This is a genomic window from Streptomyces sp. NPDC026092 (assembly GCF_040638605.1).
Lineage (GTDB): Bacteria > Actinomycetota > Actinomycetes > Streptomycetales > Streptomycetaceae > Streptomyces.
On record NZ_JBEZYN010000013.1, the window covers coordinates 90,062 to 114,062 of the forward strand.

Genomic DNA, 24,001 nt, shown 5'->3' on the forward strand with positions numbered 1-24,001 from the left:
CTGTGGACAACTGCCGGGCGGGTCGGCCGGGGAGTTATCCACAGGGCTTTCGGAGTCGGCGGTCGGCGCGAGACCGTCGTGACCATGAACACGAACCCGCACGAATTCCGTGGAACGACCGAATCCCAGCAGATCACGCTGCGCGGCCCCGCCGAGCTGGCCGACGCACTCCCGTTCATGCTCGGCTTTCACCCGAGCGACTCCGTCGTCCTCGTCGCGCTCCACGGTGAGCTCGGACGATTCGGCGGCCGGGTCAGGCTCGGCATCCCGCGGTCCGCGAACGAATGGCCCTCGACGGCCGAACACCTCGCCGAGTGCCTCGTCGAGGGCTGTGCCCGGCGCGGCACCCGGCCGGACGGCATCGTCGTCTTCCTCTGCCAGGACCCGGCGCCCGGTGAGACGGGCCGTCATGTGATGGAGCGGCTGCGCCCGTTCGCCCAGCGCCTGCGCACCGCCTGCGGCGCGCTCGACATTCCCGTCTACGAAGCACTCTGCATCTCCGACGGCCTGTACTTCTCCTACTGCTGCCCCGACACCCGCTGCTGCCCGCCCGACGGCACACCCCTCGCCCTGACCGGTACGTCGGTCATGGCGGCCTCCGCCGCCTACGCCGGAATCCAGGTCCGGGGATCCCTGCGGGACATGGAGGCCCGGCTCACGCCCCGTGCGTCGCCCTCGTCCGAGGACGAACGGCAGCGCAAGGCGCTGAACGAGGCCTCCGCCGTGATCGTCCCCAAGATCTTCGACGGTCCGCCCGGTGCGGGCCGTGCAGAGGTCAGGGAGACGACGATCGACCTCGCCCGCGAGGTCCTCCGACGCTTCGACGCCCCGGCCGTGCCACCCGCGCCGGCCGGCGTGCGTGGCGCCGCGACGGCCGAACAGGACGTGGCCGACGACGCGATCCTCGACGCCGACGAGGCCGCCGCCCTGATCCTGGGGCTCCAGGACCGGGAGACACGGGACCAGGCCGCCGAATGGATGGAGGGCAGCGAGGGTGCCGCCGCGCTGCGGCTGTGGCGCGTGCTGGCCCGGCGCTGCGTCGCTCCGTTCGGCGAGCACGCCGCGGCTCCGCTCACGCTCGCCGGCTGGGTGGCCTGGTCCACCGGGGACGAGCCGGCCGCCCGGGTCGCCCTGGGGCTCGCCCTGGACGCCGACCCCGACTACGTCTTCGCCCGGCTGCTGCACCAGGCCTGCAACGAGGGGCTGGACCCCGAATCCCTGCGGAGCTGCCTGCGGCAGGAGCGCGGGTCGAGGGCGGCGGCCCTGGAACAGCACGCCGCGGCGCACCGTCCCGCCAAGGCGAAGGCGGGGAAGGTCGTGAAGGCCCCGAGGAAGGCTGCGCCGACCGCGGGGACCCGTCCCGGCAAGGGCTCCACCCAGCGATCGCGGGGTGCCGCGACCCGGCCGGGCGGACCGCGCGGCGGACAGCGCGGGACGAGGAGCGGGCGGTGACGCCCGTGACCAGGCCACCCGCAGCGGCGTTCACCTCTGTGGCGGAGCCCGACGACCCGTGCCGCCGAACCCTTGTCGGCAGCCCGGATCGCACAGAGAGCACCGCACACCACCCATGGCCTCCCGTCCCGCCCCAGCCCCCGGACTCCCGGCAGCCCCCGGACTCCCGGCCGTACAGGCGTCCGCCGGCGGTCTTACGCCTCCTGCCACCGCCCGACCGGGAGAACCGCCGTCGGTGCACCACGCGCTCCTCTGCGTGGCCCTGCCCGCCCTCGCGATCTCGCCCGATCACGGCCAGCTCACCGGTCACGGCCTCGAAGGGGTCTACCTCTCCGGACGCCGCCTCCTCGCCCGCTCCGTGCTGCGCGTGGCCGGCCGAGAGCCTCTCGCCCTGCAGGGCCGCCAGGCCTCGGCGGACCGCACCGTCTTCCTCTCCGCCGTCCGTACGGCGGGAGACATCGGCCCCGACCCCGGACTCACCGTCGAGCGCTCACGCGACGCCGACGGGACCGAGCGGATCACCCTGCGCAGCTCCGTCGGCAGACCCCTCCGGCTCCCGGTGGAAATCGCTCTGGGTACGGATCTCGCGGAACTGGGCGCCGTGGCGGCGGGGCGGGGCGGACCCGAAATCGCCGCCAGTGTTCACGGCACGGGGATGCGTTGGACAGCGGGTGACGGACGGTACGCTTCCGTCAGCGCCGACCCGCCGCCGACGGACGCGCTGGCCGCGGCGGGACTCCTTCGCTGGGAGATGGAGCTGGCTCCCGGGGCGACCCGGACCATCGAACTCAGGGTCCGCGCGGACCGCGCGCCCCGACCTTCCGGAGCCGTGGGCACCGGTACGGGCCGACCCAGTGGCGTCGTCCTCGCGGAGGCGCGCGCCGAGGGAGACGATCCCCGGATCGGCGAGCTCCTGCGGGTGGCCGTCGACGACCTGCGGGCGCTCCTGCAGCGAGACCCGGTGCATCCGAGCGACGTCCACCTCGCCGCCGGAGTCCCGTGGCGCTGCGGACCCGCTACCGCCGAGGCGCTCTGGGCGGCGCGTATGGCCCTCCCGCTGGGCACCCGACTCGCCGTCACGACGCTCCGAGCACTGGCCCGCGCCCAGTTCGACGGGCCGGGGCCGGCGAGGGGCCGCATCCAGGGGCCCCTCAGAGACGCCGGCCCCTTCCTCCCTCCGCGCTGCACGGGTATCGAGGCCACGCTCGCCTTCCCCACGGTCCTGGCCGAGGCGAGGCGGTGGGGGCTCCCCGAGCAGGACCTCGTGGAGCTCCTGCCCACTGCGGAACGGTGCCTCCAGTGGCTCAGGGGCGCGGCCGACGAGCAGGGCTTCGTCCCGGACCCGGGCCCCGCCGGGCCGTGGCGGGCGGAGACCCAGGCCCACGCCCATCGCGCGGCCCTGCTCGGCGCCGACCTCCTCGACGGCTGTGGACGCCCCGGGGCCGACGAATGGCGGGAGTGGGCTCGCGCCCTGCGCGAGCGGTTCCGGGCTGTGTTCTGGCTCGACGACAGGTCCGGCGGCAGGCCCGCGGCGGCCCTGGTACCCGGCGGCCGGCCGTGGACGCAGCTGGGCGGCTGGGCGGCACACCTGCTCGACACCGGGCTCCTCGGCGGCGGGCGGTACGCACCCGGCCTGCTGGACAAGGCCTCCACCGAACAACTGGCCCGCCTGCTGGGCACGCCCGCGCTCGACTCCGGCTGGGGGCTGCGCAGCCTCGGTGCCAAGGAGCCCGGCCACAACCCCTTCGGGCACCGGGCCGGTGCGGTGCGGGTCCATGAGACGGCGGTGGCCGTCGCGGGTCTCGCCGCGGCGGGATACGAGAGGGAAGCGGGGTCCTTGCTGAAGGGGACTGTCGACGCGGCGGAGGCGTTCGGCTACCGGCTGCCCGAGATGTACGGCGGCGGTGTGCGGACGACCGGGGCGATCCCCGTTCCCCATCCGACGGCCTGTCGGCCGGCGGCGGTGGCGGCGGCCGGTGCTGTCCACCTCGTGACGGCCCTCGTGGGTATCCGGCCGGACGCCCCCGGCGGGACGGTCGCCCTGCACCCCGTCCGGTCCGCTCCGCTCGGAGCCGTACGGCTGTCGGGTGTTCGGGTCGCAGGGGAGCCGTTCGCCGCACGGGTGAGCCGGCTGGGCCTCGGCATGGTCGAGGAGGCCGCCGACGGCCTCCAGCTGGGGGGCTGAACGGATGCAACCCCTCAGCACCGGAACGGTCCCGGGGGAGCGGGAAGAAGTCGACGTCGATGCACGGGAGGGGCGTGTTTATCGTCAGGAAGACGACTATGATCACGGCATGCCTCCCTACGACCCGTCGGCCTTTCCGCCCTTCGCCGTCACTGTCGATCTGGTCGTGCTCACCGTGCGGCGCCACGCCCTGTGCGCCCTGGTGGTGCGGCGGGGAGAAGCGCCGTTCCAAGGCAGGTGGGCGCTGCCCGGCGGATTCGTCCGGGCCGACGAGGACCTGACCATGGCGGCCGCGCGCGAGCTGGTGGAGGAAACCGGCCTCTGCGTCCACGACCCGGGTGCCCCGGCGCCCGTGCCGGCCAACGGCGCCCACCTGGAGCAGCTGGCCACCTACGGCGACCCCGAACGCGACCCCCGGATGCGGGTGGTCAGCGTCGCCCATCTGGCGCTCTCTCCGGATCTGCCCGCCCCGCGTGCGGGCGGCGACGCGAACAGCGCCCGCTGGGCCCCGGTGGAGGAGCTGCTCGGCAAGGACGGATCCGTCGACGACGGGCAGGTCGAGCCGCTCGCCTTCGACCACGCGCGGATCCTCGGTGACGGTGTGGAGCGGGCCCGCTCGAAGATCGAGTACTCCTCGCTGGCAACGGCCTTCTGCCCGCCGGAGTTCACGGTCGGCGAGCTCCGCAGGGTGTACGAAGCCGTGTGGGGTGTCGCGCTCGACCCGCGCAACTTCCATCGGAAGGTGACCGGTACGCCGGGCTTCCTGGTTCCGGCGGGCGGCACCACGACCCGTCAGGGCGGGCGTCCCGCACAGCTGTTCAGGGCGGGCGGGGCGACGCTGCTCAACCCGCCGATGCTCCGTCCCGAGGTCTGATCGCCCCGCTCCGGGGCGACCCGTGGCCTCAGCCATGCACCAAAAGTCCGAAATGTAGCGTTATCTTGCTTCGATAGCCGCCCTGCCGCGGAGCGGTCTCACCTACCGCGAGAGAAGCGATGCTCCAGGTCATCGGACTCACCAGCAGCCCCCGCCGCGACCTCCCGCCCGCCGTGGACGATCTCACCTTCGACGCACGGCCGGGGCAGGTCACCGCCCTTCTCGGCTCCGCCGGATCCGGGAAGACCACTGCCCTGCGGCTGATGCTCGAACTCGAGCCGGGCCGAGGCGTCACCTACTTCCGCGGCCGCCCCCTGCAGCGCATCGCCCACCCCGCCGGCGAGGTGGGCGTGCTGTTCGGTGACGTTCCCGGACACCCCTCACGGACCCTGCGCAGCCAGTTGCGGATGCTGAGCGCCGCAGCGGGGGTCCCCGCGTCCAGGGCCGACGAGATGTTGGAGTTCGTGGGACTCGCCGGCCTGCACGATCAGCGCATCGGCCGGCTCTCCCGGGGCATGGACCGTCGACTCGGCCTCGCCTCGGCCCTGTTGGGCGACCCGCACACGCTGCTGCTCGACGAGCCCGGCGCCGGGCTCTCCGTACGCGAGCGCGCCTGGCTGCACGAACTGCTGCGCGCCCACGCCACCGAGGGCGGCACCGTCCTCTACACCACCGAGGACCCCAAGGACGCGGCCCGCAACGCCGACCGGATCGTCACCCTCGACAAGGGACGGCTCGTCGCGGCCCAGGCGGCCGCCGACTTCGCGCACACCCGGCTCCGGCCGCGCGTGGCCGTCCGCACACCGCATGCCGCGCGGCTCGCCGCCGCCGTCACCCAGGAGGCGCGCGCCGCGCGCCGCACCGTCGAAGTGATCACCGAACGCGGCAACCGCCTGTCCGTCTACGGCAGCGACTGCGCCGCCATCGGGGAGACCGCCTTCCGCCACGGAGTCCTCATCCATCGGCTGACCGACGAGGTGGGCGACACCGCCCCCGTCGACACCGGCCGCGACACCCGGGGTGAGGGGCGTTCCGACACCGAGCCCGAGCGGCCCGCTCCCGCTGCCGCCGCCACGCCGGACTCCGGGCCGCCGGAGCCCCGGCGGCGGCCGGCCCGTTCGCCGCTGCGGCCGCTGCGGTACGAGATCCGCAGGCTGCTCGGCGTGCCGGCGACACCGCTCGTCGTGGCGGCGGTCCTCGTCGCCTCCGTGGTGATCTCGCTGCTCCTCGCGCGCAGTGGCCGGACACCCCTGCCGACCGTGCTCGCCGGATGGCCCGCCGTCTCGCCGCTGCCTCCCGCCGCGCTCGGGGCGGGGCTGCTCGGCGCCTTCTCGTTCGGGGACGAGTACCGCTACCCGGCGCTCACGACCGGCCGAGGCGTCGTTCCCCGCAGGCTGGGGCTGCTGCTCGCCAAGCTCGCGGTCGCGGCCGCCACCGCCCTGGTCATCGCGGTGCTCGTCGTGGTGGCGGACCTGGAGGCGCTCCGCCTCGTGTACGGCGGCGAGTTGATTCCCGTACCGGAAAACTGGCCGACTCTGTGTGCGAGTTGGCTCGGTCTGATCGTCGGGTGCGCCTGGGCGGGGGTGCTCGGGGCCGGGGTCTTCCGAGTGGCCGCGGCGGGAGTGGCGGCTGTGCTCGCGGTGCCCGTCGTCGTGGCTCCGCTGCTGCGTCAGACGACCGCGGGCCCCGCGGGCCGGTCGATCGCCGGACTCCCCGGCAGGCTGAGGGAATTCGTCAGCATGGAGTGGCCCATGGCGGCCGACCGCTGGCTGCTGGGCGCCCTCCGGGTGGTCGCGCAGCCCGTGGGGGTGGCGCTGGCGCTGGCGTTGACCGCGCTCCTCTGCGCGTATGTGATCACGGGCCTTCATCGCAAGGCGCGTTGGTGATCAAAACCGGATCGAATCGTTCCGGTTCCCATGTAACTCTCTTGAAAATGCCCGACTATGTCCGAATAATCGTCAATTGTGTAGGGGGCGCCGATCACCCTTTCGTGTGCTTTTCACCAAAGACCTCAAGGGTCACGAGGGCCACGCCGACAAAGGATGCGTGAGTACCCTTGCGCACACCATGATGACCGCCGCCCGTCCCGTCGACTCCGGCCTCGGCGCCCCGGGCGATCTCGATCGCTACCCGTACGCGGAGGCGCCCGTCGCCGAGCGCGTGGGTCCCCCCTCCTGGGAAGGGGTGGAGACGGACCTCGGCCGGGTCGGTCGTCGCAGCGCCGGCAGCCGTGGCCGCGGACTGCACGGCCAGCTCGTCCAGCAGCTCGGCCAGATGATCGTCTCCGGCGACCTCGGCGCGGACCGCCCGCTCGTCCCGGAGGAGATCGGTCAGCGCTTCGAGGTCTCCCGCACCGTCGTGCGCGAGTCGCTGCGCGTGCTGGAGGCCAAGGGCCTGGTCAGCGCCCGCCCCAACGTCGGTACCCGGGTCAGGCCGGTCAGCGACTGGAACCTGCTGGACCCCGACATCATCGAGTGGCGCGCCTTCGGCCCGGCTCGCGACGACCAGCGCCGCGAGCTCAACGAGCTGCGGTGGACGATCGAGCCCCTCGCCGCCCGCCTCGCCGCCGGTCACGGCCGTGAGGACGTCCAGCAGCGGCTCTCGGACATGGTCGAGATCATGGGCCACGCCTATGCCCAGGGGGACGGCATCACCTTCTCCCGGGCCGACGCCGAGTTCCACTCCCTGCTCATCCAGCTCGCCGGGAACCGCATGCTGGAGCACCTCTCCGGCATCGTCGCCGCAGCGCTCCAGGTCTCCGGCGGCCCGGTCACCGGCTGTGACCGCCCGGGTGAGTCCTGCCTGGCGCACCACGCGCGCATCGCCGACTGCCTCGCGACGGGCGACGCCCAGGGGGCCGAGACGGCCATGCGCCAGCTGCTCACGGTCCACCCGGAGGTGGAGCGCGTCGTGCCCGCTCCGCGCGAGCACTGACCTACGGGCCGTGGCCGGGCACGCGAGGCGTACACGTCACGTGCCGCCGGAGCCGCGCGGAACCCGGGAATCATGGTGAGACCCGGGGTCGCGGGGGCTCCGGTGGCGCGAATGTGCGACGAACGCCCGTTCTGGCCGCTTTCGTCGCACATGGGGTGTGACTCGGGCCACGCGGATTGGGCGTAACACTCCTCGAAGCCGTGCGATGACTTAAGAGGTGACAGCCGAGGAAGGAATACAGCAGCCGTCCCAGGCGCTGTGCAGTTCCCCGGTCCAGCCCGCGCCGTCGGCACATTCCCCGTCGACGGTCGTCGGCTCCGGCCCGATCCTGGGCGGGGCCGGAAGCCGTTTTCCATCGTTCCGAGAGGTTGTTCGTGTCGGCCAGCACATCCCGTACGCTCCCGCCGGAGATCGCCGAGTCCGAGTCTGTGATGGCGCTCATCGAGCGGGGAAAGGCTGATGGGCAGATCGCCGGCGATGACGTGCGTCGGGCCTTCGAGGCTGACCAGATTCCGCCAACCCAGTGGAAGAATGTTCTGCGCAGCCTCAACCAGATCCTCGAGGAAGAGGGTGTGACGCTGATGGTCAGTGCAGCGGAGTCGCCGAAGCGCGCCCGCAAGAGCGTCGCAGCGAAGAGCCCGGCCAAGCGCACCGCCACCAAGACCGTCACCGCCAAGACGACCGTGACGAAGAGCGTCGCGGCCGCCACGGCGGCCCCGGCGGCAGAGAGCGCGGACCCGGCCGACGAGGCCGGAGCGCCGGCCAAGAAGGCGGCCGCCAAGAAGACCGTCGCCAAGAAGACGGTGGCGAAGAAGACCGTCGCCAAGAAGACGGCGGCCAAGAAGACCACCGCCAAGAAGGACGCCGACGAGGCCGTCGAGGGCGAGGAGCTCCTCGAGGACGTCGCGCCCGGCAAGGGCGAGGACGAAGAGGCCGAGGGCGAGAACAAGGGCTTCGTCCTGTCCGACGAGGACGAGGACGACGCTCCCGCGCAGCAGGTCGCCGTCGCCGGTGCCACCGCGGACCCGGTCAAGGACTACCTCAAGCAGATCGGCAAGGTCCCGCTGCTCAACGCCGAGCAGGAGGTCGAACTCGCCAAGCGCATCGAGGCCGGTCTGTTCGCCGAGGACAAGCTGGCCAACTCCGACAAGCTGGCGCCCAAGCTCAAGCGCGAGCTGGAGATCATCGCCGAGGACGGCCGCCGCGCCAAGAACCACCTCCTGGAGGCCAACCTCCGTCTGGTGGTCTCGCTGGCCAAGCGTTACACCGGCCGCGGCATGCTCTTCCTGGACCTGATCCAGGAGGGCAACCTGGGTCTGATCCGCGCCGTCGAGAAGTTCGACTACACCAAGGGCTACAAGTTCTCCACGTACGCCACCTGGTGGATCCGTCAGGCGATCACCCGCGCCATGGCCGACCAGGCCCGCACCATCCGCATCCCGGTGCACATGGTCGAGGTCATCAACAAGCTCGCGCGCGTCCAGCGCCAGATGCTCCAGGACCTGGGCCGCGAGCCCACCCCGGAGGAGCTGGCCAAGGAGCTCGACATGACCCCCGAGAAGGTCATCGAGGTCCAGAAGTACGGCCGCGAGCCGATCTCCCTCCACACCCCGCTGGGTGAGGACGGCGACAGCGAGTTCGGCGACCTGATCGAGGACTCCGAGGCGGTCGTCCCGGCCGACGCGGTCAGCTTCACGCTGCTCCAGGAGCAGCTGCACTCCGTGCTCGACACGCTCTCCGAGCGTGAGGCCGGCGTGGTCTCCATGCGCTTCGGTCTCACCGACGGTCAGCCGAAGACGCTGGACGAGATCGGCAAGGTCTACGGAGTGACGCGCGAGCGCATCCGTCAGATCGAGTCGAAGACGATGTCGAAGCTGCGCCACCCGTCCCGTTCGCAGGTGCTGCGCGACTACCTCGACTAGTCCGCGATCGTTCGAACTGGAGGGCCCGGTTCCCCGAAAGGGGGCCGGGCCCTTCGGCATTGCGCGGGTGCACGGCGGGAAGGCCTGAACGACTCTGGGTGAACAGACGTCACCGGAGAGTCAGGAGGCTCTATGCGTCGCCCCATCGCCCGAGCAGTGACCACTGCCCTGGGCCTGATCTCGACTGCGGCCGGTCCGTTCGCCGCCGTCGCCCCCGCAGCTGCCGACAGCGTCGTCGTGGGCGGGCAGCCCGCCCACGCCGCGGACGCTCCGTGGGCCGTGGCGCTGTCCAGCCGTGACCGGTTCGGGGGTACGCGGGCGGGCCAGTTCTGCGGGGGAGTGGTCGTGGCACCCACGCGGGTGCTGACCGCCGCCCACTGCCTGGGCAGGGACGTGCTCGGAGGCGAGCCCTCGCAGCTGCCCGACTTCAAGGTGATCGCGGGCCGGAGCGCTCTCCACGGCCAGGACGGACAGGAGATCCGGGTCTCCAGCACCTGGATCAGTCCGGACTACGACCCGACGGCCAACACCAACGACCTCGCCGTACTGACGCTGGCGAGCCCGCTGCCGCAGTCGTACGTGATCAAGACCGCCGTCCCCGGGGACGCGGCCGAGACGCCCGGCACGGCGGCGGACGTGTACGGCTGGGGGGACACCACAGGAAACGGCACCTACGCCTCCACCCTGCGCTCGGCGCGCGTCCAGGTGCTGCCCGACAGTGCGTGCCAGCGGGCCTATCCGGGGGGCTGGGGGGCGGCGTACCGGTCCGCCACGATGCTGTGCGCCGGTGACCCGCAGGGAGGCAGGGACGCCTGCCAGGGGGACAGTGGCGGGCCGCTGGTGGCCGGCGGGCGGCTCATCGGTCTGGTGTCCTGGGGCAGCGGCTGCGGACAGCCCGAGAACCCGGGCGTCTACACCCGCGTCTCGACGGTGCTGCCGGAGAGCTTCTGAGCCCTCGGGTACGAGAACGGGCGGCCACCCCCCTGGGTGCGGGGGTGGCCGCCCGTCGACCGATCAGTGACCGGCCCTTGGCTCGTCGTGGATGCGAGGCGTCAGCGGTCCTCGTCTACTGCCTTGGCCGGCACATCGGTGAGCCGGTCGGTCTCATCCTGTATTTCCGCGGCGATCTTCTTGAGTTCCGGCTCGAACTTGCGACCGTGGTGGGCGCAGAAGAGCAAGTCACCGCCGCTTGTCAGGACGACGCGCAGGTACGCCTGGGCGCCGCAGCGGTCGCAGCGGTCAGCGGCCGTCAGGGGGCTCGCGGGGGTCAGAACAGTAGTCACGTCGCCTCTTCTCTAGCTCGACGAGCTGTCGTACCAGGGTCAACATCCAACCAGGCCGAAAACGTTCCCGCTCGTGGCTTTTCCTCGAAACTTCTTCCCGAGGTGGCTGTCTGCTGCCGGTTGGCGGCGAATGAGCCGTATTGCGTCGCTCTACGGATTTCGCATTGCTTGTCTCGGTTTCGTCCTCCCGGCTGGGTTGCCGGTTGTTCATGAGGACGTGCCCGGAGCCTAAATGGTTCATGCCTCGAAGGGAACGTGATGTTCGCGTCACCCCTTCGAGGGATCGAACACCCATGCGACTCTGCACTAGCATGAGAAATCAGGAGGGTGGCGTGACAACGGCTCTACCAGGCATCGGTACCCTCTGACCGGTGAATGACGCCGGGCCTTACCCCACCGGGCCAGTTTTCAAATTCAGCGAGGAGCGAACCGCGTGACCGCCGAGACGTCCGTGCCGTCCAGTGCGCTGCTGACCGCAGACCGTGACGGTTCCAACTACACCGCGCGGCACCTGCTCGTACTCGAAGGGCTCGAAGCTGTCCGCAAGCGCCCCGGTATGTACATCGGGTCCACCGACAGTCGCGGTCTGATGCACTGCCTCTGGGAGATCATCGACAACTCGGTCGACGAGGCTCTCGGTGGCTACTGCGACCACATCGACGTGATCCTCCACGACGACGGCTCCGTCGAGGTGCGCGACAACGGCCGGGGCATCCCGGTCGACGTCGAGCCCAAGACCGGACTGTCCGGCATCGAGGTCGTCATGACGAAGCTCCACGCGGGCGGAAAGTTCGGCGGCGGCTCGTACGCGGCCTCCGGCGGTCTGCACGGCGTCGGCGCTTCCGTGGTGAACGCGCTCTCGGCCCGGCTCGACGTTGAGGTCGACCGGAACGGCGCGACGCACGCGATCAGCTTCCGCCGGGGCGTCCCCGGCATCTTCACCGAGCAGGGCCCCGACAGCCCCTTCGACCCGTCCAGCGGCCTGCTGAAGGGCAAGCGCGTCCCGAAGACCCGCACCGGCACCCGCGTGCGGTACTGGGCGGACCGCCAGATCTTCCTCAAGGACGCCAAGCTCTCCCTGGAGCACCTGCACCAGCGCGCCCGGCAGACCGCCTTCCTGGTCCCCGGCCTGACCATCGTCGTCCGCGACGAGCGCGACCTGGAGGGCGTGGGCAAGAGCGAGGAGACGTTCCGCTTCGACGGCGGCATCAGCGAGTTCTGCGAGTTCCTCGCCCAGGACAAGGCCGTCTGCGACGTGCTCCGGCTCACCGGCCAGGGCACCTTCAAGGAGACCGTCCCGGTCCTCGACGACCGCGGCCACATGACGCCGACCGAGGTCACCCGCGAGCTGGGCGTCGATGTCGCCCTGCGCTGGGGCACCGGCTACGACACCACGGTCAAGTCGTTCGTCAACATCATCGCCACGCCCAAGGGCGGCACCCACGTCTCGGGCTTCGACCAGGCCATCACCAAGACGGTCAACGAGGTCCTGCGCTCCGTGAAGATGCTGCGCGTCGCCGAGGACGACATCGTCAAGGACGACGCACTGGAGGGGCTCACGGCCGTCGTGACCGTCCGGCTGGCCGAGCCGCAGTTCGAGGGGCAGACCAAGGAGGTGCTCGGCACCTCGGCGGCCCGCCGGATCGTCGCCAACGTGGTCGCCAAGGAGCTGAAGGCCTTCCTCACGTCCACCAAGCGCGACGACAAGGCCCAGGCTCGGGCCGTCCTGGAGAAGGCCGTCGCGGCCGCTAGGACCCGTATCGCGGCCCGCCAGCACAAGGACGCGCAGCGCAGGAAGACGGCGCTGGAGTCCTCCTCCCTGCCGGCGAAGCTCGCCGACTGCCGCAGCGACGATGTGGAGCGCAGCGAGCTCTTCATCGTCGAGGGAGACTCCGCGCTCGGCACCGCCAAGCTCGCACGGAACAGCGAGTTCCAGGCCCTGCTGCCGATCCGCGGCAAGATTCTCAACGTCCAGAAGTCCTCGGTCTCGGACATGCTCAAGAACGCCGAGTGCGGGGCGATCATCCAGGTCATAGGAGCCGGCTCGGGCCGGACCTTCGACATCGACGCGGCCCGCTACGGCAAGATCGTGCTCCTCGTCGACGCCGACGTCGACGGTGCGCACATCCGCTGCCTGCTGTTGACCCTCTTCCAGCGCTACATGCGCCCCATGGTCGAGGCGGGCCGGGTCTTCGCCGCCGTGCCGCCGCTGCACCGGATCGAGCTCGTCCAGCCCAAGAAGGGCCAGGACAAGTACGTCTACACGTACTCGGACAACGAGCTGCGCCAGACCCTGCTCGAGTTCCAGCGCAAGGGGATCCGCTTCAAGGACGCCATCCAGCGCTACAAGGGCCTCGGCGAGATGGACGCCGACCAGCTGGCGGAGACCACCATGGACCCCCGGCACCGGACCCTGCGCCGGATCAACATCGGCGACCTGGACTCGGCCGAGACGGTCTTCGACCTGCTCATGGGCAACGACGTGGCGCCCCGCAAGGAGTTCATCACCAGCTCCGCGGCGACGCTCGACCGTTCGCGGATCGACGCGTAGCCGGTGGCTCCACCCACGGGTGGAGCCACCGAGTTCCACCCCTGAGCTGATCACGGACGCGCTCCCTCTCCGTAGCATCGAGATGACGGAGGGGGACGGATGTGAAAGGCAACAAGTCGACCGGGCGATGGTTCGCGTGGCCCGCGCCGGAGGCACTGACCCGGGTCGGTGTGCCACGCGGCCGCCTCGTGATCGACGGACTGTTGTTCGCCGCGATAAGCGGGTGGACCGTGATCAGCGCCTATCTCTCGGGCGCTTCCCCCGGCTGGTACGGGGTCTTTCCACCGCTGGGCCTCGTCCTGGCCGGGGCCGCACTCTGCGCCTACCACCGGACGACCCTGGCCAACCGGCTCCTGCCCTCCCTCGCCCTGCTCGGGGCCGTCGCGGGCCTCGGCCTCGCGGCACACCTCGCGGGAGCGCACGTCACCGCCACGCTGCTCTGGATCGTCGTCTCCGTCGCCGCGATGCAGCGACTGCCGATGCTCGTCGCCCTGGCCACCGTGCTGCTCCTCTCCGGGGGGTTCGTCGACGCCGACGAGACCGGGGTCGCGGGGGCCGCGGTCACCACCGCCGCGGTCCTGCTCACGGGGTACTCCCTGCGCCTGGACGCCGAAGCCCGCAGCGCCGGGTTCCGGCTGCTCGCCCAGGAGCGCGCCGCACGCGACGCCGAGGCGGCCTCCGCGGCCCTGGCCGAGCGGGCCAGGATCGCGCGCGAGATCCACGACGTCCTGGCCCACAGCCTCTCCGCGCAGATGGTGCACCTGGAGGCGGCCAGGCTCCAGATCGAGGCCGGCGCCGAGCGGGAGACGATCCTGGAGCGGGTGGTCGCTGCCCGGTCCATGGCCCGGGAGGGGCTCGCCGAGACCCGGCAGGCGCTCTCCGCACTCCGGGGCGACATGGCGCCCGTCGAGGACTACCTACGGGAGCTGGCACGCGAGGACCGGGCCGAGGTCAAGGTGGTCGGCGCGCGCCGACAGCTGCCGGCGGAAGCCTCCCAAGCCGTACGGAGAGTGGCGCAGGAAGCCCTCACCAACGTCCGCAAGCACGCTCCCGGGGCCAGGGCGCGCCTGCTCCTGGCCTACGAGACGGGTGAGGTCGCCCTGGAGATACGGGACTCGGGCGCACCCGGTGCGGTCACGAGCGGCGCGGGGCTGAGCGCCTCGGGGTCCGGCTACGGGCTGCTCGGGATGCGCGAGCGCGCCGAGCTCCTCGGCGGGACGCTGGACGCGGGGCCCGAGGGCGACGGCTTCGCGGTGCGGCTGAGGGTGCCGGCATGAGCGGCTCCGGGAACCGGCAGGGCGACGGCAGGGTCGCGCGGGTGATCGTCGCCGACGACCAGTCCATGGTGAGGGAGGGAATCGTGCTCGTGCTGGGCCTGCTGCCCGGCATCGAGGTGGTCGGGGCCGCCAAGGACGGTGAGGAGGCCGTCGCCCTGACCGCCGAACTGGCCCCCGATGTGGTGCTGATGGACCTTCGGATGCCGCGCTGCGACGGAGTCGAGGCGACCCGGCGGATCCGCGCCGAACACCCCGGCACGGAGGTCGTGGTGCTCACCACGTATGCCGACGACGACTCCCTCTTCCCGGCGCTCAGGGCGGGGGCACGTGGCTATCTCACCAAGGACGCGGGAGGGGAGGAGATCGTGCGCGCGGTGCACGACGTGCTCGACGGACGGGCCGGACTCGCTCCCGCCGTCCAACGGCGGCTCCTGGAAAAGCTGATGGTCGAACCCGAGCGGCGCGACGGACCCGTCGGCGACCTGCCAGGAGGCCGGCCGCGGCGGCAACCGGCCACGCTGCCCGACGGGCTCACCGAGCGCGAGGCCGAGGTGCTCGCCCTGGTCGCGGACGGCCTCTCCAACCAGGAGATCGGCGCCCGGCTGAGCATCTCGACCGCCACGGTGAAGACCCATATCAACAACCTTTTCGCCAAGATCGGAGTCCGCGACCGGGTGCAGGCCGTCCGGTACGCATATCGGCATGGGCTCGTCGCACCACCAGGCGAAACCATCACCTGATGGGGTGAAGTAAGGAGGGAGAAGAGTCCGGGATCTTCCCGCTCTGTCCATCCTTGGGCACGCGGCCGAAACGGTTCGCTGACAAGGAGAGTTCAGCGGTGGAGAAGGACGAAGGGCCGGGCGTCCCCGCGGTGCGGATCGACGACCCCTGGTACGACGCACTCGCCTCCGGCTGGGGCGAGTCGGTCGACGCGGAGGCACCGACCACCGAGGACGGGACCGCAGCGCCGGCGACCGGAGCCGTACCGCGACAGCAGCCGGAACACGGGTCGGCGCACGGTTCGGGGCGGCGGGACTCGAGGCACGGGTCCGAGCGCGGCTCGGTGCACGGCTCGGTGCACGGCTCCGACCGGAGTGCGGCGGCCGTCTATCTGGAGGTCCAGCGCAGCCCGGCCTTCCAGGAAGTGCGCAGCCGCTACCGGCGGTTCGTGATCCCGGCGACCTTCGCCTTCCTCCTCTGGTACCTCGCCTATGTCGTGGCGGCGACGGCGGCACCCGAGCTGATGGCCCGGCCCGTCATCGGGATGATCAACGTGGCGATGCTGGCCGGGCTCGGGCAGTTCCTCACCACCTTCCTGCTGACCTGGGCCTACGCCCGGCACGCCCGGCTACGGCGGGACCGGGCCGCGCTGGAGCTGCGGTGGACGGTGTTCGACGAGACGCGGGCACAGGAGATGACACGGGGAGTGCAGCGGTGACCAACGACCATCAGATGCTCGCGCTGCTGCTGTTCAGCGCCTTTGTCGCCGTGACTCTCGGGATCACCACCTGGGCGAGCCGGAACCGGCACGGCTCGGCCGAGGAGTTCTACGCCGGGGGACGGCTCTTCTCGCCCCTGGAGAACGGTTTCGCCATCGCCGGCGACTACATGTCCGCCGCCTCCTTCCTCGGCATCTCCGGCCTGATCGCGCTCTTCGGCTACGACGGCATGCTGTACTCCGTCGGATTCCTCGTCGCCTGGCTGGTCGTCCTCTTCCTGGTGGCCGAACTGGTGCGCAACTGCGGCCGGTTCACGCTCGCCGACGTCGTCGCGGCGCGGATGGCGGAGCGCCCCGTCCGGATCGCCGCCGGCACGTCCTCCGTCACCGTCTCCGTGCTCTACCTGGTGGCCCAGATGGTCGGGGCCGGCAGCCTGGTCGCCCTACTCCTCGGCGGTACCAGTGAGGCCGCCCGCTCCTGGACCGTGATCGGCGTCGGCGCGCTGATGGTGATCTACGTGTCGCTCGGTGGGATGCGGGCGACCACCTGGATCCAGATCGTCAAGGCCGTGCTGCTCATCGCCGGCACGATCGCCCTCACCGTGCTGGTGCTGCTCCGCTTCCACGGGGACTTCAACCAGTTGCTCGCCACGGCCGCCGAACGCAGCGGACACGGACGGGACTTCCTCGCGCCGGGCCTGCGCTACGGCGGCGAATGGGCCGCCCGGCTGGACTTCATCAGCCTCGGCCTCGCCCTCGTCCTGGGCACGGCGGGCCTGCCGCACATCCTGTCCCGATTCTACACCGTGCCCACCGCGCGGGCCGCCCGCCGTTCGGTCGTCTGGGCCATCGGACTCATCGGCGGCTTCTACCTCATGACGATCGTCCTCGGCTTCGGCGCCGCCGCGATCATCGGCCCCGACGCCGTTCGCGCCTCCAACGCCGCCGGGAACACCGCCGTACCGCTCCTCGCCCTCGACCTCGGCGGAGGGGCCGGGTCGACCGGGGGCACGGTGCTGTTCGCGATCGTCGCCGCCATCGCCTTCGCCACCATCCTGGCCGTGGTCGCCGGCATCACGCTCGCCTCGTCCGCCTCCGTCGCCCACGACCTGTACGCCTCGCTGCGCCGCAGGCGCGCGCGGGCCAAGCAGTACAGCGAGGTGACCGTGGCGCGGATGGCCGCGGCCGGGATCGGCGCGGCCGCGATCGGGCTCGGTCTGCTCGCCCGCGACCTCAACGTGGCGTTCCTGGTCGGCCTCGCCTTCGCGGTCGCCGCCTCGGCCAACCTGCCGGTGCTGCTCTTCTCGCTGTTCTGGCGGAACTTCACCACGCGCGGCGCCGTCTGGTCGGTGTACGGAGGGCTCGTCCCCGCGATGCTGCTCGTGGTCCTCTCGCCGGTCGTCTCCGGCAGCCCCGAGGCGCTCTTCCCGGGCGTGGACTTCCATGTCTTCCCGCTCCAGAACCCCGGCCTGGTCTCCATCCCGCTCGGCTTCCTGGCGGGCTGGATCGGCACCGTCACCTCGCCCGAGCCGCCGGACGCGGCCAAGCACGCGGAGACGGAGGTCAGGGCGCTGACGGGGGCCGGGGCGGTCTGAGGCCCGGAGGGAGCCTCCGCAGGGCTCAGCCGGTCGCCTTCACCCAGACGTACCGGTGCTCGGGGCGGCCCGTCTCGCCGTACTTCAGCGAGAGCCGCACCCGGCCGGCCCGTTCGAGCAGCTTGAGATAGCGCTGCGCGGTCTGCCGGCTCACCCCCGCCCGCTCGGCGATCTCCTGCGCGGACAGAGCCCCGTCGGCGGCCAGCAGCACCTGGCGCAGCAGCTCCGCGGTGGTGGGGAGTGGCCCTTGGGGAGGTCCGGCTCCACGGCGCCCGCCGAGAGGGCGCCGAAGATGCGGTCGACTTCGGCCTGTTCCGCCTCGCCGCCGCGTTCGAGCGTGTCGCGCAGGCCTGCGTACGCCTCCAGCTTGGCGCGCAGCCCGGCGAAGGCGAAGGGCTTGACCAGGTACTGCAGCGCGCCGTGGCGCATCGCCGCCTGGACGGTCGCCACGTCGCGCGCCGCCGTCACCATGATCACGTCGGTCTGATGGCCGAGGCGGCGCAGCTCCCGTACGACGGCGAGTCCGTTCTCGTCGGGCAGGTAGTGGTCGAGCAGGATCAGGTCGACCGGTACCTCGCTCAGACGGGCGAGCGCCTCCGCCGTGGAGTGGGCGGTGGCGACGACCCGGAAACCGGGCACCTTCGTCACGTACGCGGCGTTGATCCGCGCCACGCGGGTGTCGTCGTCCACGACGAGTACGTCGATCATCGCGGATCTCCTACGGGTGCGGCCGTACGCTCCGGCGGGTCCGAGTCCGGGGCCGGGTCTGGCTGCGGCGCCGGCTCGTTCAGCGCTTCCGGGAGGACGACGGTGAACTCGGCGCCGTTGCCGTCCGGGCCCGTGCCGACCAGGGCGCTGCCGCCGCGGCGTTCGGCGAGCCGGCGTACGAGGGCCAGGCCCAGGCCCCGCTTGCCGTGGGACGGCAGCTCCTTCGTGGTCCAGCCCTCGGTGAAGATCAGTTCGCGGTGGTCGTCCGGTACGCCGGGACCGCTGTCGGTGACCCGCAGGACGACCGTACGGCCCTCGGCCCGCAGGGCGATCTCCACGCGCGCGTGGGCGGTGCCCGCGGCGGCGTCCAGGGCGTTGTCGACGAGGTTGCCGACGACCGTGACCAGCTCGCGGGGGTCGACCAGCCGGTCGGGGAGGAGCGAGTCGGTGGAGATCCGCAGGGACACGCCCCGTTCGGCGGCGACCGTGGCCTTGCCGACCAGGAGCGCGGCGAGCAGCGGGTCGTGGACCTTCTCCGTGACCTGCTCGGCGGTGGCGCGGTGGACCCCGACGACCTCGGTGACGAACTCGACCGCCTCGTCGTGCATCTCCAGCTCCAGCAGGCCCAGGAGGGTGTGCAGCCGGTTGGCGTGCTCGTGGTCCTGGGCGCGGAGGGCATCGATCAGGCCCCGGGTGGAGTCCAGCTCCCGGCCGAGCCGCTCCAGCTCGGTCCGGTCGCGGAGGGTGGCGACGGCGCCGCCGTCGTCCGTCGGCATCCGGTTGGCGATCAGCACACGGTTGCCCCGTACGGTGACCAGGTCCTCACCCGTGACCCGGCCGGCCAGTACATCGGCCGTACGACCGGAACCGAGCGCCTCCTCCAGCGGGCGCCCGGTCGCTTCGGGGCCGATGCCGAGCAGCCGCTGCGCCTCGTCGTTCAGGAGCCGGACGCGTCCGGTGCGGTCGAGGGCGACGACGCCCTCGCGGATGCCGTGGAGCATCGCCTCGCGCTCGGCGAGGAGCGCGGAGATGTCCGAGAACGCGAGGTCGTGGGTCTGGCGCTGGAGCCTGCGCGAGATCAGGTACGCGGCCAGGGCGCCGGCCGCCAGGGCGCCGCCCGCGTACGCGAGGAGCCCGGGGATCGCCCCGAGGAGCCGGTCGTGGACGCTGTCGTACTCGATGCCGACGGAGACCGCGCCGACGATGGTTCCGTCCGCGTCCCGCAGTGGGGCCTTGCCTCTGGCCGAACGGCCGAGGGTGCCGTTGTCGATCTCCATGACCTCGCGGCCCGCGAGCGCGGCGCTGGGGTCCGTGGAGACGATCCTGCCGATCTGGGTCCGGTCGGTGTGGGACCAGCGGACGCCCCGGGTGTCCATGATCACGACGTACTCGGCGCCCGTGGACTGCCGGATCCGCTCGGCCTCGCGCTGCACCGGGCCGTCGGCGGAGGGCCCGGTGGTCCGCAGCGCGGCTGCCACCTCGGGGGAGGCGGTGGTCTCCGCGATGGCGAGGGCGCGCCGCATGGCCTGGTCGTCGAGCTGGTCGCTCAGCGGCGCGAGGAAGAGGCCGGTGGCCAGCACGGTGACGCCGGCGGCGATGGCCAGCTGCATCAGGAGGACCTGGGCGAAGACCCGCCTCGGCCAGCCGAAGCGCCTGCGTCGCGTGGGGGTGGTCGCTGCGGGGGGCATGGCAGGAACGGTACGGGGGTGGGGGCGGGGACCGGAAATGTGCGGGGCCCTTGGGCGGGCGGCGGCGCGGGCGGGGACGGGTGGTGCGGCCGCGGGCCGGTGGGGGTGCGCCCGGCCTCCGGCCGGGCTTGGGGTTCCCACCCGCACCACCCGTGCGGGACGGAGGGCAGAGGTGCGGGTCGGCCAGTGGGCGGTTGCTCACCGTCGGCGGCTGTGGGGCGGTGGGGTGGGGGCCGGTTGGGTGGCGGTTGCCTATTCTGGGGCTTTGGTGTGTGTCCAGTCGTCGGAGGGGTTTCCCTTGACCAAGCAGCAGATTCCCGTCGTCGTTCTCTCCGGGTTTCTCGGGTCGGGCAAGACGACGCTGCTCAACCATCTGCTGCGCAGCGCCCGCGGGACCCGGATCGGGGTCATGGTCAATGACTTCGGGGACATCGGGATCGACGCCATGACCGTCGCCGGGCAGGTCGGCTCCACCGTCTCGCTCGGGAACGGGTGCCTGTGCTGTGCCGTCGACGCGAGCGAGCTGGACGAGTACCTGGAGGTGCTCACCCGTCCCGAGGCCCGGCTCGACGTGATCGTCATCGAGGCTAGCGGTCTCGCCGAGCCCCAGGAGCTCGTGCGGATGGTGCTCGCCAGCGAGAACGAGCGCGTCGTCTACGGCGGGCTCGTGCAGGTCGTCGACGCCGCCGAGTTCGCGCGGACTCGGGCCGCGCACCCCGAGACCGACCGGCATCTGGCTCTCGCCGACCTCGTCGTCCTCAACAAGGTCGATCGGGTGGGGGAGGAGGAGCTGGCAGCGGTTCATGACAGCGTCGCGCGGCTCGCCGGGCGTGCCGCCGTGGTCCGGGCCGCGCATGGCCGCGTCGACCCCGAACTGCTCTTCGACCGGGTCGTGCCCGAGGGGGAGATCGAGGGGCAGATGTCGATCGAGGACCTGCTGTACGGGGACGACGACGCGCACGACCATCCGCACGCCGCCTACGAGACCCTCTCCCTGTCCTCCGGCACCGCGCTCCACCCGCGCAGGCTCATGGAGTTCCTCGACTCCCGGCCCGAGGGCCTCTACCGCATCAAGGGCTTCCTCGACTTCGGCGCCGCCGACCCCGCCAACCGCTATGCGGTGCACGCCGTCGGCAGGTTCCTGCGCTTCTACCCCGAGCCCTGGACCGCCGGGCAGGAGCGGCTCACCGAGCTCGTCCTCATCGGCTCCGGCATCGACGCCGGAGCCCTGCGCAAGGCGCTCGACGATTGCCGCGTGAACGGCCCGCAGGACGCCCCCGACGAGCACAGCATGTGGGGCGTCCTGCGGTACGTACAGGAGAACGAGAACGAGCCGGAAGAGGGCTAGCTCGCCGGGCCCGCCAGCACCGAGACCGGCTTCGGCAGGGGGGTGCCCGAGCCGTCGCGGCGCGGGTCCACCTCGGGCAGGTCCACCGGCGTGCCGTTCTCCTGTGCGGCGTACGCCGGGGTGGCGCCCGCCCAGGCGAGGATGAGCACGTCCTCGCCCTTCAGGAACCGCTGGCAGCGCACGCCACCGGTCGCACGGCCCTTGCGGGGGTACTGGTCGAACGGCGTCAGCTTCGCCGACGTGGCGGCGCCGTCGTCCAGCGTGCCCGTGGAGCCGGCGACCGTGAAGACCACCGCGTCCGCCGCCGGGTCCACCGCGGTGAACGAGAGCACCTCGGCGCCGTCCGCCAGCTTGATGCCCGCCATGCCGCCCGCAGGACGGCCCTGGGGCCGTACCTGCGAGGCCTGGTAGCGCAGCAGTTGGGCGTCGGAGGTGATGAAGACCAGGTCCTCCTCGCCCGTCCGCAGCTCGGTCGCGCCGATGATCCGGTCACCCTCCTTGAGGGTGATGACCTCCAGCTCGTCCTTGTTCGACGGATAGTCCGGGACCACGCGCTTGACCACGCCCTGCAGCGTGCCGAGCGCCAGACCCGGCGAGGACTCGTCGAGCGTGGTCAGACAGACCACCGTCTCGTCGTCCTCCAGGGTCAGGAACTCCGCCAGGGGCGCCCCGCCCGCCAGGTTCGGCGCGGCGGCCGTGTCCGGCAGCTGGGGCAGGTCGATCACCGCGAGCCGCAGCAGCCGGCCCGTGGAGGTCACCGCGCCGACGTCGCCGCGCTGCGTCGCCGGGACCGCCGAGACGATCACGTCGTGCTTCGCACGCTTGCCGTCCTCGGCGGGGGCCGGGATCTCGGCCGTGGCCGTACGCGCCAGCAGCCCCGTCGAGGACAGCAGCACCCGGCAGGGGTCGTCCGCGACTTCGAGGGACACGGCGGCGACCGAAGCGCCCGCCGACTCCAGCAGGACCGTCCGACGGTCGGTGCCGAACTTCTTGGCCACCGCCGCCAGTTCCGCCGAGACCAGCTTGCGCAGCTCGCTGTCGGACTCCAGGATCCCGGTCAGCTCGTCGATCTCGCCGTTGAGCCGGTCGCGCTCGGTCTCCAGCTCGATCCGGTCGAACTTGGTGAGCCGGCGCAGCGGGGTGTCCAGGATGTACTGCGTCTGGACCTCGCTCAGCGAGAAGCGCTCGATCAGCCGCTCCTTCGCCTGCGCCGAGTTCTCGCTGGAGCGGATGAGGCGGATGACCTCGTCGATGTCGAGCAGCGCGACGAGCAGGCCCTCGACGAGGTGCAGCCGGTCGCGCTTCTTCGTACGGCGGAACTCCGAGCGTCGGCGCACCACGTCGAAGCGGTGGTCGAGATAGACCTCAAGGAGCTCCTTGAGACCGAGCGTGAGCGGTTGGCCGTCGACGAGCGCCACGTTGTTGATGCCGAAGGACTCCTCCATCGGCGTCAGCTTGTAGAGCTGCTCAAGGACCGCCTCCGGCACGAAGCCGTTCTTGACCTCGATGACCAGGCGCAGGCCGTGGCTGCGGTCGGTGAGGTCCTTGACGTCGGCGATGCCCTGGAGCTTCTTGGAGCCGACCAGGTCCTTGATCTTGGAGATGACCTTCTCCGGGCCGACCGTGAAGGGCAGCTCGGTGACGACGATGCCCTTGCGCCGGGCCGTCACGTTCTCCACGGTCGCGGTGGCGCGGATCTTGAACGTGCCGCGGCCGTTCTCGTACGCGTCCTTGATGCCGGAGAGGCCGACGATCCGGCCGCCGGTGGGCAGGTCGGGGCCCGGCACGAAGCGCATGAGCGCCTCGAGGTCCGCGTTCGGGTGGCGGATCAGGTGCCGGGCGGCCGCGATGACCTCGCCCAGGTTGTGCGGGGGCATGTTCGTCGCCATGCCGACCGCGATGCCCGAGGCGCCGTTGACCAGCAGGTTCGGATACGCGGCCGGCAGCGCGACCGGCTCCTGCTCCTGGCCGTCGTAGTTCGGCGTGAAGTCGACGGTGTCCTCGTCGATGGACTCCGTCATCATCAGCGCGGCGGCGGCCATCTTCGACTCGGTGTACCGCATGGCGGCCGGCGGGTCGTCGTTGCCGAGCGAGCCGAAGTTGCCGTGGCCGTCGACCAGCGGGAGGCGCATGGAGAAGGGCTGTGCCATGCGCACCATCGCGTCGTAGATCGACGCGTCGCCGTGCGGGTGCAGCTTGCCCATGACCTCGCCGACGACGCGGGCGCACTTCACATAGCCGCGGTCGGGGCGGAGCCCCATCTCGTTCATCTGGTACACGATGCGGCGCTGCACCGGCTTCATGCCGTCGCGGGCGTCCGGCAGCGCGCGGGAGTAGATCACCGAGTACGCGTACTCGAGGAAGGAGCCCTGCATCTCGTCGACGACGTCGATGTCGAGGATCCTCTCCTCGAACGCGTCGTCCGGCGGCGGTGTCTTCGTGCTGCGGCGGGCCATCGCGGCTGCGGCTCCTTCACCAACAAGGTTGATCTGACGCGGACCATTGTGGACCGTCCCACCGACAACGCCGACCGCGACCCGGGCGTGAGCGGCGGTCGGGCCGTAGCGGAGCGGTTCGAGCACGGTCCGCGAGCGGTTCGTGAACCGCCCGCCGTCGGGCCGTGAACCGTCCGCCGTCGGGCCGTGAGCCGTGCGCCGTCGGGCCGTGAGCCGCCCGCCGTCGGGTCGTGAGCCGTCCGTCATCGGGCCGTGAATCGTTTCCGCGACGCCCACGCGACCCGGAAGAG

Annotated in this window: 16 protein-coding genes and 1 pseudogene; 13 read left to right on the forward strand and 4 right to left on the reverse strand. The window is 71.7% G+C overall.

The window, feature by feature from the left end:
• Nucleotides 1-84 precede the first annotated feature (84 nt).
• From AB0F56_RS21935 to AB0F56_RS21965, 7 genes are all read left to right on the forward strand, one after another.
• Entirely contained in the window at nucleotides 85-1,452 is a 1,368-nt protein-coding gene (locus AB0F56_RS21935; RefSeq protein ID WP_362012208.1) for a DUF4192 domain-containing protein, read from the forward strand.
• Nucleotides 1,453-1,567: 115 nt separating this feature from the next.
• On the forward strand, nucleotides 1,568-3,637 hold the full coding sequence (locus AB0F56_RS21940; RefSeq protein WP_362012210.1) for a glycogen debranching N-terminal domain-containing protein: 2,070 nt from the start codon (nucleotides 1,568-1,570) through the stop codon (nucleotides 3,635-3,637).
• Nucleotides 3,638-3,746: 109 nt separating this feature from the next.
• The gene (locus AB0F56_RS21945; protein WP_362012213.1) at nucleotides 3,747-4,511 is read left to right on the forward strand and encodes an NUDIX domain-containing protein; all 765 of its coding nucleotides are present in this window, start codon (nucleotides 3,747-3,749) and stop codon (nucleotides 4,509-4,511) included.
• Nucleotides 4,512-4,630: 119 nt separating this feature from the next.
• Nucleotides 4,631-6,397, forward strand: a complete 1,767-nt coding sequence (locus AB0F56_RS21950) for an ABC transporter ATP-binding protein (RefSeq protein WP_362012215.1) — start codon at nucleotides 4,631-4,633, stop codon at nucleotides 6,395-6,397.
• A 160-nt stretch (nucleotides 6,398-6,557) separates the two neighbouring features.
• Nucleotides 6,558-7,445, forward strand: a complete 888-nt coding sequence (locus tag AB0F56_RS21955) for a FadR/GntR family transcriptional regulator (protein ID WP_362012217.1) — start codon at nucleotides 6,558-6,560, stop codon at nucleotides 7,443-7,445.
• A 374-nt stretch (nucleotides 7,446-7,819) separates the two neighbouring features.
• Nucleotides 7,820-9,367, forward strand: coding sequence for an RNA polymerase sigma factor (locus tag AB0F56_RS21960; protein WP_362012219.1), 1,548 nt, complete (start codon nucleotides 7,820-7,822; stop codon nucleotides 9,365-9,367).
• A 132-nt stretch (nucleotides 9,368-9,499) separates the two neighbouring features.
• The gene (locus tag AB0F56_RS21965; RefSeq protein WP_362012222.1) at nucleotides 9,500-10,318 is read left to right on the forward strand and encodes a serine protease; all 819 of its coding nucleotides are present in this window, start codon (nucleotides 9,500-9,502) and stop codon (nucleotides 10,316-10,318) included.
• Nucleotides 10,319-10,419: 101 nt separating this feature from the next.
• Here the strand turns inward: AB0F56_RS21965 and AB0F56_RS21970 are convergent, their stop codons facing one another.
• The gene (locus AB0F56_RS21970) at nucleotides 10,420-10,650 is read right to left on the reverse strand and encodes a hypothetical protein (RefSeq protein ID WP_137992866.1); all 231 of its coding nucleotides are present in this window, start codon (nucleotides 10,648-10,650) and stop codon (nucleotides 10,420-10,422) included.
• Between the two features lie 433 nt (nucleotides 10,651-11,083).
• Here AB0F56_RS21970 and AB0F56_RS21975 point away from each other — a divergent pair, with 433 nt between their 5' ends.
• The 5 genes from AB0F56_RS21975 to AB0F56_RS21995 all read left to right on the forward strand — a co-directional run bounded on the left by AB0F56_RS21975 (nucleotide 11,084) and on the right by AB0F56_RS21995 (nucleotide 17,511).
• Entirely contained in the window at nucleotides 11,084-13,201 is a 2,118-nt protein-coding gene (locus tag AB0F56_RS21975) for a DNA topoisomerase IV subunit B (protein ID WP_362012226.1), read from the forward strand.
• 101 nt (nucleotides 13,202-13,302) lie between these two features.
• Nucleotides 13,303-14,478, forward strand: a complete 1,176-nt coding sequence (locus tag AB0F56_RS21980; protein WP_362012229.1) for a histidine kinase — start codon at nucleotides 13,303-13,305, stop codon at nucleotides 14,476-14,478.
• The gene (locus AB0F56_RS21985; protein WP_362012231.1) at nucleotides 14,475-15,218 is read left to right on the forward strand and encodes a response regulator transcription factor; all 744 of its coding nucleotides are present in this window, start codon (nucleotides 14,475-14,477) and stop codon (nucleotides 15,216-15,218) included. Before AB0F56_RS21980 ends, AB0F56_RS21985 begins: the two co-directional genes overlap by 4 nt.
• Before the next feature lie 98 nt (nucleotides 15,219-15,316).
• Complete coding sequence (locus AB0F56_RS21990; protein ID WP_362012233.1) at nucleotides 15,317-15,916, forward strand: DUF485 domain-containing protein; 600 nt, start codon at nucleotides 15,317-15,319, stop codon at nucleotides 15,914-15,916.
• Complete coding sequence (locus AB0F56_RS21995; RefSeq protein WP_362012235.1) at nucleotides 15,913-17,511, forward strand: cation acetate symporter; 1,599 nt, start codon at nucleotides 15,913-15,915, stop codon at nucleotides 17,509-17,511. Before AB0F56_RS21990 ends, AB0F56_RS21995 begins: the two co-directional genes overlap by 4 nt.
• Nucleotides 17,512-17,536: 25 nt before the next feature.
• On the opposite strand, the pseudogene AB0F56_RS22000 reads toward AB0F56_RS21995, so the two are convergent.
• Both AB0F56_RS22000 and AB0F56_RS22005 read right to left on the reverse strand, forming a co-directional pair.
• Nucleotides 17,537-18,219, reverse strand: a pseudogene (locus tag AB0F56_RS22000) (response regulator).
• Entirely contained in the window at nucleotides 18,216-19,907 is a 1,692-nt protein-coding gene (locus AB0F56_RS22005; RefSeq protein WP_362012238.1) for a sensor histidine kinase, read from the reverse strand. Before AB0F56_RS22005 ends, AB0F56_RS22000 begins: the two are co-directional and overlap by 4 nt.
• A gap of 298 nt (nucleotides 19,908-20,205) precedes the next feature.
• On the opposite strand from AB0F56_RS22005, the gene AB0F56_RS22010 reads away from it, so the two are divergent.
• Entirely contained in the window at nucleotides 20,206-21,255 is a 1,050-nt protein-coding gene (locus AB0F56_RS22010) for a GTP-binding protein (RefSeq protein ID WP_362012241.1), read from the forward strand.
• Here the strand turns inward: AB0F56_RS22010 and AB0F56_RS22015 are convergent.
• Nucleotides 21,252-23,711, reverse strand: coding sequence for a DNA topoisomerase IV subunit A (locus AB0F56_RS22015; RefSeq protein WP_362012244.1), 2,460 nt, complete (start codon nucleotides 23,709-23,711; stop codon nucleotides 21,252-21,254). The two genes, AB0F56_RS22010 and AB0F56_RS22015, sit on opposite strands and share 4 nt — an antisense overlap.
• Nucleotides 23,712-24,001 lie beyond the last annotated feature (290 nt).

Coding starts and splice junctions, on each gene's coding strand:
- AB0F56_RS21935 (WP_362012208.1), top strand. CDS start 85: ATGAACACGAACCCGCACGAATTCCGTGGAACGACCGAATCCCAGCAG.
- AB0F56_RS21940 (WP_362012210.1), top strand. CDS start 1,568: ATGGCCTCCCGTCCCGCCCCAGCCCCCGGACTCCCGGCAGCCCCCGGA.
- AB0F56_RS21945 (WP_362012213.1), top strand. CDS start 3,747: ATGCCTCCCTACGACCCGTCGGCCTTTCCGCCCTTCGCCGTCACTGTC.
- AB0F56_RS21950 (WP_362012215.1), top strand. CDS start 4,631: ATGCTCCAGGTCATCGGACTCACCAGCAGCCCCCGCCGCGACCTCCCG.
- AB0F56_RS21965 (WP_362012222.1), top strand. CDS start 9,500: ATGCGTCGCCCCATCGCCCGAGCAGTGACCACTGCCCTGGGCCTGATC.
- AB0F56_RS21985 (WP_362012231.1), top strand. CDS start 14,475: ATGAGCGGCTCCGGGAACCGGCAGGGCGACGGCAGGGTCGCGCGGGTG.
- AB0F56_RS22005 (WP_362012238.1), bottom strand. CDS start 19,907: ATGCCCCCCGCAGCGACCACCCCCACGCGACGCAGGCGCTTCGGCTGG.
- AB0F56_RS22015 (WP_362012244.1), bottom strand. CDS start 23,711: ATGGCCCGCCGCAGCACGAAGACACCGCCGCCGGACGACGCGTTCGAG.